Raw genomic sequence first — 10,089 nt, 5'->3', positions numbered from 1 at the left:
GTCGTCTGCAGGATCTTGGTGAAGTAACGCTGCTCAATCTTGAGTGCTGTATCGAACGGGACTAGCAGGCCCTCATATACCGATTTCAGGATAGAGGCCGCGCCCGGATAATTGCCATAGGTTTCACGGCGGAGGATTGYCGTTGCCGCCGGCCAGAGATTGGCGCCCGCTGGCGAATAGATAGCACCACCCGGGAGTTTGAAGCCCTTCTCGTCCCATGGCTGCACCGGCTTCAGACCGGCCTTGATCATCTTCTTGGCAGACTCAACCAGCTTCTTGGCCGGAACGACCTCATGCACCAGCCCCATCGCCTTGGCGCGTGACGCCGTCAGACTGGAACCGGTCGTCATCATCTGCAGGGCGTCCTGCTGGTTGGTCAGGCGAGGAACACGCTGCGTGCCGCCGGCGCCCGGGAAGATGCCGACCTTGACTTCCGGCAGGGCCATCTTCACCGACGGGTTGTCGGAAACGACGCGGCCGTGGCAAGCTAACGACATTTCGAATGCACCGCCCATACAGGTGCCATTGATCGCGGAGACCCAAGGCTTGCCGCAGGTTTCCAGCTTGCGGAAGAGGCCGCCCATCTTGCCGGTGTTCTCGAAGAGTAGCTCGACTGCCTTCTTGGGGTCCTTCGCCTTCTCTTCCTGGAACAGCTGGAACATGCGTTTGAGCATCGTCAAGTCGGCACCGCCGGAGAACGTGTCCTTGCCGGACGTGATCACGGCGCCCTTAATTGCTTCGTCCTTCGCAACCTGATCGACGATCGCGTCGAGTTCCTTCATCACCTCTTCGGTGAAGACATTCATGGACTTATCCGGCATATMCCAGGTCACTAGTGCAATACCGTCCGCGTCGACGTCAAATTTGAAGTTCGTATAGCTCATCTGCCTTATCTCCTCAGACGCGTTCGATGATAGTTGCGGTGCCCATGCCCGCACCGATGCACAGTGTAACGAGCGCAACATTGAGATCACGGCGCTCTAGTTCATCAAGTACGGTGCCAAGGATCATGGCGCCGGTCGCGCCGAGCGGATGCCCCATCGCGATGGCACCGCCATTGACATTGATCTTGTCGCGCGGAATCTCGAAGGCCTGCATGTAGCGCAGAACCACGGCAGCAAATGCCTCATTGAGCTCAAAGAGATCGATATCTGAAATCTTCATCTTGGCGCGTTTCAAGAGCTTTTCGGTTACGTCGACTGGGCCGGTCAGCATCAACGCCGGGTCCGAACCGATATTGGCAAATGCGCGGATGCGGGCACGTGGCTTTGAGCCGATCGCCTTGCCCGCGCTCTTCGAGCCAAGCAATACGCCTGCGGCGCCATCAACGATACCGGACGAATTGCCGGCATGATGGACGTGATTAATCGTCTCGACTTCGGGATGTGCCTGGATGCCGACAGCGTTGAAGCCACCCATTTCACCATGCATCACGAAGGATGGATTGAGCGAAGCCAGTGCCTGCATGTCCGTGGTCGGCCGCATATGCTCGTCATGATCGAGGATAGTCAGGCCGTTCTGGTCCTTGATCTCGAGAACCGAGTTCTTGAAGTAGCCTTTCTTCCAGGCCTCACCGGCCCGCTTCTGGCTTTCAACTGCGTAAGCGTCAACATCATCGCGGGTGAAGCCATATTTCGTGGCGATCAGGTCAGCGGAAACGCCCTGAGGCATGAAATAGCCTGGCAGGCCGACCGACGGATCCATGTACCAGGCGCCACCCGACATCCCCATGCCGACCCGCGACATGGATTCAACACCGCCGGCGATGACGATGTCGTCCGCACCCTGCACGATCTTGGCAGCGGCAAAATTCACTGCGTCAAGTCCAGATGCGCAGAACCGCGAGATCTGCATACCCGGCGCCTTGAAATCATAGCCCGCTTCAAAAGCGGACGACCGCGGAATAACAGCACCAGCTTCCCCGACAGGATCGACACAGCCGTAGATGATGTCGTCGACCAGGCCCGTGTCGAGGCCGTTACGGTCGCGCAGCGCCTCAAGCACATGAGCGCCGAGACGGACGGCAGGCACTTCGTGCAGGCTGCCGTCCTTTTTGCCTCTGCCACGCGGCGTGCGGACGTGGTCGTAAATATATGCCTCAGTCATTTCATTCTCCCTGTTCGAACCGGCAGCTCAGAGGCTGCGGGCGATCAAAAGCTTCATGATTTCATTGGTGCCGCCATAGATCCGCTGGACGCGCGCGTCGCGGAACATGCGGGCAATCGGATATTCGTTCATATAGCCGTACCCGCCATGCAGCTGCAGGCATTCGTCGACCACCTTGTTTTGCAGGTCGCTCAGCCAGTACTTTGCCATTGAAGCCGTAACGGGATCGAGCCCGCCATTCACATGGCGTTCGACACAATGATTGTAGAAAACGCGGCCGATCGTGGCCTCCGTCTTGAGTTCGGCCAGCTTGAACTGTGTGTTCTGGAACTCGATAACGGCCTTGCCGAAAGCCTTGCGCTCCTTGACATAGTCCGATGTAATCGCAATGGCGCGTTCTGCCATGGCAATAGCAGTCCCGCCAATCTGCAACCGTTCTTGTGGCAATTGCTGCATCAGCTGGACAAAACCCTGTCCCTCTTCCGTCCCAAGCAGATTGGACGCAGGCACTCGGACGTCATTAAAAAACAGTTCCGAGGTATCATTCGACTTCAGCCCGACCTTGTCGAGATTGCGACCGCGTTCGAAACCTTGCTGCCCGTCAGTCTCCACGACGAAGATCGAAGTGCCTTTCGCGCCCTGCGCTGGGTCGGTCTTGGTTACGACGATGACCAAATTAGCGAGTTGACCGTTGGTGATGAATGTCTTCGACCCATTGATGACATAATGATTGCCATCCCTTTTCGCACTGGTCTTTACACCCTGGAGGTCCGAGCCCGCACCGGGCTCAGTCATGGCAATGGCGCCAATTAGCTCTCCGGTCGCCATTTTCGGCAACCATTTCTGTTTTTGCTCTTCAGACCCATAGTGGAGGATATAGGGAGCAACGATGGAATTGTGCAGTGCTATGCCGAAGCCGTCGACACCGACATGGCTGATGGCTTCAAGAATGGCGCTTTCGTGCGCATAGGTGCCACCTGCCCCACCATATTCTTCCGGCATCGAGGCGCACAAAAGCCCGTTCTCACCGGCAAGCTCCCAGACCGAACGGTCGAACATTTCCTGTTTCTCAAAACGGTCGTAGTGCGGCAGAACCTCGGCCTCGAGAAATTTCGTGGCCATCTCTTCCAGCATCACAACGTCGTCAGTCTTCCAGTCGGGTTTTGGAACACCCAATACTTCTTCCGGTCGCAGACCCATCACAAACCTCCCGAGAATAGTAAAGGAGCCACGAGACCGCGGCCCGAAATGAGCGTGCGGTAGCTTAGAATGCTTCCGCAGCGAGCGCCATCATCGTATCCGCTCCCGTCTGAATGCGAGCAAGATGCGCCGACGTCTCCGGCATGACGCGCTCCATGAAGAACTTGCCCGTGACGAGCTTGGTCTCATGGAACGCCTTGTTGCTGGCGCCTTCAGCAAGCTTGGTATGCGATGCCTTGGCCATTCGCGCCCACATGTAGCCGAGCGAAACCAGGCCGAAGAGATGCATGTAGTCGGTCGAAGCAGCACCCGCATTGTCTGGGTTCGCCATGCCGTTCTGCATCAGCCACATGGATGCCGCTTGCAAGTCGTTGAGGCCCTTCTTCAAATGCTTGGTGAAGAAGGACAGCTTCTCGTCGCCGCGATTTTCCTCGCAGAAATCACCGACTTCCTTGAAGAAAGCCATGACCGCACGTCCGCCATTTGCACCGAGCTTGCGGCCGACCAGATCCAATGCCTGGATGCCATTGGCACCCTCATAGACCATGGCGATACGCGCATCGCGTACGTACTGGCTCATACCATGTTCTTCGATATAACCATGGCCGCCGAAGACCTGCTGCGCCATGCAGGCGTGTTCGAAGCCCTTGTCGGTCAGGACACCTTTCAACACCGGTGTCATCAGGCCGAGAATGTCATCCGCCAATTGTCTTTCGGCCTCGTCACCGGAGCGATGAGCAATATCCGATTTCAATGCCGACCACAGGATGAAGGCGCGACCGGCTTCGTTGAAGGATTTGATCGTCAACAGAATACGGCGGATGTCCGGGTGGACGATAATCGGATCAGCCTTCTTGTCCGGCTGCTTTGTCCCGGTCAATGAGCGCCCCTGGATACGGTCGCGCGCATAGATGGCAGCGTTCTGGTAGGCAATCTCGCCGATGGACAGACCCTGCAGTGCAACGCCCAGGCGCGCCTCGTTCATCATTGTGAACATGGCGCGCAGACCCTTGTTCTCTCCGCCGATCAGGTAGCCGGTCGCTTCGTCATAATTCATGACGCAAGTCGAATTGCCATGGATGCCCATCTTCTCTTCGATTGAACCGCAGGATACGCCGTTGCGCGTCCCGGGATTGCCGTTCTCGTCCAGGTTGAACTTCGGTACGATGAAAAGCGAAATACCCTTGGTGCCTTCCGGTGCGCCTTCGATACGGGCGAGAACCAGGTGAATGATGTTCTCGGCCATATCGTGCTCGCCGGCAGAGATGAAAATCTTTTGGCCGGAAATCTGATACGAACCATCGGTATTCGGCACAGCCTTGCTGCGCAACAGACCGAGATCGGTGCCGCAATGCGGCTCCGTGAGGTTCATGGTGCCTGTCCACGTACCATCAGTCATTTTGGGCAAATAGGCCTGTTTCTGCTCGTCGGTGCCGTGCGTGAGAATAGCCGCAATCGCGCCCTGCGTCAGGCCGGGATACATGACGAGCGCCATGTTCGCAGAAGCCATATATTCACCCGCCGCCACATGCAGCGCGTAGGGCAGACCCTGACCACCAAATTCCTGCGGCACGGCAAGGCCAACCCAGCCACCCTCGCGATACTGATCAAAAGCTTGTTTGTAGCCCTTGGGAGTCGTTACCGAACCGTCATCGTGACGTACGCAGCCTTCTTGGTCACCAATCTGGTTAACCGGGAACAGTGTGTTCTCGGCTAGCTTAGCGCCCTCACTGAGGATGGCTTCAACAATATCCGGCGATGCGTCGCCAAAACCTTGTAGATTACCGTAGCGTTCAAAACCCAGAACATCGTTCAAGATGAACAGCGTGTCTTCAACAGGCGCGCGATAGCTCGGCATTAGGCTTCCTCCAAAACAAAGCAAAAACGGCACACGAGTTATGGCGCCGTTGTGATGTCGCCCAACCTAGCAAATTTTGACGTTTGCGTAAACGTCAAAATTATCTCGAGTTCGCTTTTTAACGACGCATTTAGGCGCAGTGCCCACCACTTTGAAGGTCGGCGGCGTCTTTTCGGGGCAGATCGCCGTTCTTGGATTAAGCCGGCCAAATACTTTTTGAACCAGTTCATACAGGGTCTTAACCAGTTGTTTACCACGTTTCGCCAATGTCACGATGACGGTGAACCGTGTCTATGTGTGATTTGTTTTTCACGGCTTGTCGGATCGCATGGGGCGCAAGCCCTGGCTCTCCGGTTTGGCCCAGACGCGCACAGCGCTATTGGCCGTTTCCTCAGAGCGATGGTTTTTCACCCGCCACGGTGTGGCGTCAACTCGAGCAGACGTCCATGACGAACCAGAGGTCACTAATGGAACAGGTCAATGTAAATCGCGCACGCCGTGATGCGACGTCGCTCCACAGTCTCAACCGTACACTCGAGGACCTTGAAAGTCAGTTGCGCGGTGCAATGGAGCCAAAGAAGGAGATTCTTCCGGAGAGCGAGGATATTGCCGACCGGTTTGCCGCTCTCGCCTCCCGTGCCGGTCAATTGACCACCCCCCGTTACGTTGCAGCAACCCAGGCACCCGTTTCAAATAAGTATGACCTCTCGGCAATTGCCGCTCAACTCAAACAGCTCCGTGAGGAGATGGAAGGCGAGATCAAAGCGCCCGTCAACTCTGCGGAACCACACAGCGAAACGATTGGCAGACTCAGCCGGTCAACCGCTCCCAGTGATCGCTCGTTCAACCGAGCTTCTGCAAGCCAGGCGGAGACGGGTCATCTTTCCATGCTGCGCGGGGACCTCGATGAATTGAAGCGCACGGTCAATACATTGGCCCGCGAAGAATCTGTGCAGAATCTTGGCGATCGCTGGGATGCAATCGATGAACGCTTCGATGCCTTTGTACAACGCAACCCTTCGACTACTGGAAGTGGCACCTCGCTGCCTTCCAAATACATGCAGCAGCTTGATGAACGACTTGACGAGATCAGCCGCGCCATCGTCGCGACCTCGCAACCAGTCTCAGGCCAATCAATCGAAGTCGATGCCTTCGAACGCCTGGAGGCGCGCATTGCCGCACTGGCGTCGCCCGACCGCACCTCGGATACGATCCTCAAGCGTATGGGCGAACTCGCCGAGCGTGTTGATCAACTTACCGAGCAGAGCAAAACACCTGCGATCAGTCTTGACATCTTGTCTGAACAGCTTTCGGCAATGATGCGCCATTTGCAAACCGCACCGGCGGCGATCAACATCTCCGATTTCCGCGACCTTGAAAGCCGCGTTCTGCAGATCATCGACAAGCTTGAAACCCTACCGCAGTCAGCAGCTGATCCTGAGTTCATCGAAAAGATCGATCAGCGCTTCGAAGAACTAACGCGCCGTCTCGACGACCACCACCTGATGAGCGAGAACAGCGACATTCGCTTGACCGACAATATCGAAGCCCGTTTCGAGGACATGGCACGCTACATTGCGCAAAACATGCCGCAAACCGAGAATACGCACGATGTCATCCGTAGTCTTGAACTGCAGATTGCGGGTTTGGCCGAGCATCTGGCTCAATCGAATGATCGATACGCCGAAATGTCCGCGATCCCACCACGCCTCGACGCGATCGAAGAATCAATGGCGGCAAACCGTGATCTCGTTGTGGAGGCTGCCCGCAACGCTGCGACTGAGGCGATCCGCAACACTGCTAATTTTGGCAGCGACCACGATAGCATGATTGCCCGCGAACTCGCCGCCGACTTGAAGACGCTGGAAAAACTTTCGCGCAAATCCGAAGAGCGCAACAGCAAGACGTTCGAGGCAATCCACGATACGTTGCTCAAAATAGTTGACCGTCTTGCCTCGCTCGAAAGCGGGCCGGTTCCGGTCCACAGGCCCCTTGCAGGCCGGATTGAAGACGCGATCATCCCCGAAGAGCCAGCGATGAAAGCTACGCTGGCTTACGATTCCCCCATAGATGTCGGGCCGGTTCTCGATACGGCGATCTTCTTGACAAGCCAGGAACTGCCATTGGAAGCGACGCGTGCTGATGTTGCGGAAGAGGGACCCCACGAAAAAAGATCTCTCTTCAGCAGCCTTGCCCGCGGCCTGAAGGGACGCAGCAAACAGGAAATGGTGCCACAGGACTTAGAAATCGATATCGTCGAGGAGGCAAAGAAGACGGATAAAGTCGATCTGGATCCGAACATCCTCAACCATCCGCTTGAGCCTGGCTCCGGTATGCCAGATCTGAATTCTATCCTGAAGCGCGTTCGCGACGACCGCCGGGATATGCCACTTGCCGGCGGTACATTGGAAGGCAAGGCCGATTTCATCGCCGCCGCTCGGCGCGCTGCTCAAGCAGCAGCCTCGGAAGTCGAGAGCCAGAAACGCACTCCTGTGTCGGACAGGACTGGCGATGCCAAGGACAGCCTGCTTGCACGCCAGCGCAGGCCAATTCTCTTGGCGATAGGCGCGATCATGATCGCAATTGCAGGTCTGCAACTGAAGAATGCATATCTGAACTATGCGGACGGAATTGAAAAGGCATCCATTGCCCAGCCTACGCCACCCGAACAAGTTGCAAGCAAAGCACCACAACCTGTAGAGCAAGGAAAGACTCCGGAACTTACAACTCCGGCCGAAAACAGCGCACCGAAGGAACTGGCTGCCTCACAGCCCGCACCGGATAGTGTGGAAGCGGTTATCGCCACGCAACAAGCAACACCATCCACCATCGACGCCACGCCGGTGGCACCGGTCATCGATGCTGCATCGACCACAGCTATTCCAATCATTCCGACTGAGGCTGGACCCCAAGCGTTGCGCGATGCGGCAGCAAACGGCGACAGCAAGGCTCTTTTCGAAATCGGTAACAACTATGTGGACGGGCGCGGTGTCAGCAATGACTTCGCCAAAGCAGCCGAATGGTACAATCTTGCTGCAGAACGGGGCTTCGCTCCGGCGCAATACCGTATCGGCAACTTCTACGAGAAGGGCCTTGGTCTTACTCGCGATCTGGCGAAAGCCAAAACTTATTACCAGCTTGCCGCCGAACAAGGCAACGCGAGCGCCATGCACAACCTCGCAGTCCTTTTTGCCGCCGGAACCGATGGTGGAGCCCCGGACACCGAAGCCGCCGCACGTTGGTTTACCCAGGCAGCCGAACTCGGTGTCAAGGACAGCCAGTTCAATCTTGGCATTCTTTCAGCCAAGGGTGTGGGCCTGCCACAGAATCTGGAAGAGAGCTATAAATGGTTCGCGATTGCGGCCAATGCCGGTGACAAGGACGCTGCTCAGAAGCGAGACGACGTGGCCAAGATCATGTCTCCCGGGCAGCTTGAACGCGCGAAGGCTGCCACCGAGCTTTGGAAGCCGAAACAGCTGAATCCCGACGCCAACGCCCTTAACGTGCCCGCGGATTGGCGGGAAAGCCCAACGACGACCGGTTCGATCGACATGGAAAAGGCCATCCGCAACGTTCAGCTCATCCTCAACAAGCACGGCTACGATGCCGGCGGTTCGGACGGTAAAATCGGCTCTAAAACACGCGACGCGATCATGGCGTTCCAGAAGGACAATGGGCTCAAGCCCACCGGCAATATCGACAAGGATCTGGTTCACAATTTACTCAGGAAGAATGGCTGACCTTGCCAAGGGGATAAGTTTCTCTCTTAAAACCATTATAACAATGCTATTGCGACACAGGGATTCGCGTTTAAACCGCAATGTATTAGGGGCCTCAGTCAGAATTTGACTTGAGCCCGGCAAGCGGGCAAGAAACCTTAAAGAATTGCTGTCATTGTGGTGTTACGACGGTGTCCTGACACCACAATGGGTTTGGGGTTCGCATTGGGTATTTACCTGCCTATCGCCGAGATTTCGGTCAATGTCTTCGTGCTATTTTTTATGGGCGCGGCGGTAGGATTTTTATCGGGTATGTTTGGCGTTGGCGGCGGTTTTTTGATAACGCCGCTTCTCATATTTTATAATATTCCACCTGCTGTTGCGGTCGCTACTGGCGCAAACCAGGTCATTGCTTCGTCATTCAGCGGGGCTCTTACCCATTTCAAACGCGGCACACTCGACGTCAAGCTAGGTTCGTTGCTGGTTGTAGGTGGCATCGCCGGTGCAGGCGTCGGTATTTATGTCTTTGTTCTGTTGCGCGAACTTGGCCAGCTCGATCTCATAGTGTCGCTTCTCTATGTCATCTTTCTTAGCACCGTTGGCGGTCTGATGTTGTATGAGAGCCTTCAGGCCATGCGAAGGACGAGAGCTGGCCAGCTCTCCAATCTCAAAAAGCCGGGCCAGCATAATTGGGTACACCGGCTGCCCTTCAAGATGCGGTTCCGCGCCTCGAAGATCTATGTGAGCATCATCCCCGTTTTGGTGCTCGGCGGAGCCATAGGGTTTCTCTCCTCGATCATGGGTGTCGGCGGCGGGTTTATCATGGTTCCCGCGATGATTTACCTATTGAAGGTACCGACGAATGTGGTCATTGGTACGTCCCTCTATCAGATCGTTTTCGTCACAGCCTTCACAACTGTCATGCAGGCAACGACCAATCAGTCAGTCGATATCGTACTGGCGATGCTTTTGATGACTGGGGGGGTGATCGGCGCCCAATATGGCGCTCGCATCGGCCAGAAATTGCGCGGCGAACAATTGCGTGCGCTGCTGGCCATGCTGGTTCTGGCGGTTGGTCTGCGTCTCGCGATTGAACTTTTCGTCACACCCGATGATCTTTACTCTGTCGCAGTTGCGCTCGCCACGAGGACGCCATGAATACGCGCGCTGCTGCTCTAATTCTGATCATTGCACTCTTTGCGGGGC

Annotated in this window: 6 protein-coding genes; 2 read left to right on the top strand and 4 right to left on the bottom strand. The window is 56.1% G+C overall.

The genetic code is table 11. From position 1 onward, the window contains the following. From ACXJ5O_RS11380 to ACXJ5O_RS11365, 4 genes are all read right to left on the bottom strand, one after another. On the bottom strand, positions 1–884 hold an 884-nt coding region (locus ACXJ5O_RS11380), incomplete at its 3' end, for an enoyl-CoA hydratase-related protein (protein WP_457299987.1). Between the two features lie 13 nt (positions 885–897). Then, a complete protein-coding gene (locus tag ACXJ5O_RS11375; protein WP_457299986.1) occupies positions 898–2,106 on the bottom strand; it encodes an acetyl-CoA C-acetyltransferase in 1,209 nt (402 codons plus the stop codon). Positions 2,107–2,133: 27 nt separating this feature from the next. Continuing rightward, positions 2,134–3,306: an acyl-CoA dehydrogenase family protein gene (locus tag ACXJ5O_RS11370; protein WP_457299985.1), complete on the bottom strand. Its 1,173-nt coding sequence runs from the start codon at positions 3,304–3,306 to the stop codon at positions 2,134–2,136. Between the two features lie 64 nt (positions 3,307–3,370). Then, the gene (locus tag ACXJ5O_RS11365) at positions 3,371–5,164 is read right to left on the bottom strand and encodes an acyl-CoA dehydrogenase C-terminal domain-containing protein (RefSeq protein ID WP_457299984.1); all 1,794 of its coding nucleotides are present in this window, start codon (positions 5,162–5,164) and stop codon (positions 3,371–3,373) included. A 446-nt stretch (positions 5,165–5,610) separates the two neighbouring features. Between ACXJ5O_RS11365 and ACXJ5O_RS11360 the strand changes: the two genes are divergently transcribed. Both ACXJ5O_RS11360 and ACXJ5O_RS11355 read left to right on the top strand, forming a co-directional pair. Beyond that, entirely contained in the window at positions 5,611–8,904 is a 3,294-nt protein-coding gene (locus ACXJ5O_RS11360) for a peptidoglycan-binding protein (protein ID WP_457299983.1), read from the top strand. Between the two features lie 204 nt (positions 8,905–9,108). After that, a complete protein-coding gene (locus ACXJ5O_RS11355; RefSeq protein WP_457299982.1) occupies positions 9,109–10,041 on the top strand; it encodes a sulfite exporter TauE/SafE family protein in 933 nt (310 codons plus the stop codon). Positions 10,042–10,089: the final 48 nt, after the last annotated feature.

The organism is Phyllobacterium sp. P5_D12 (genome assembly GCF_054049495.1).
This window is presented reverse-complemented; position numbering and strand designations above follow the sequence as displayed.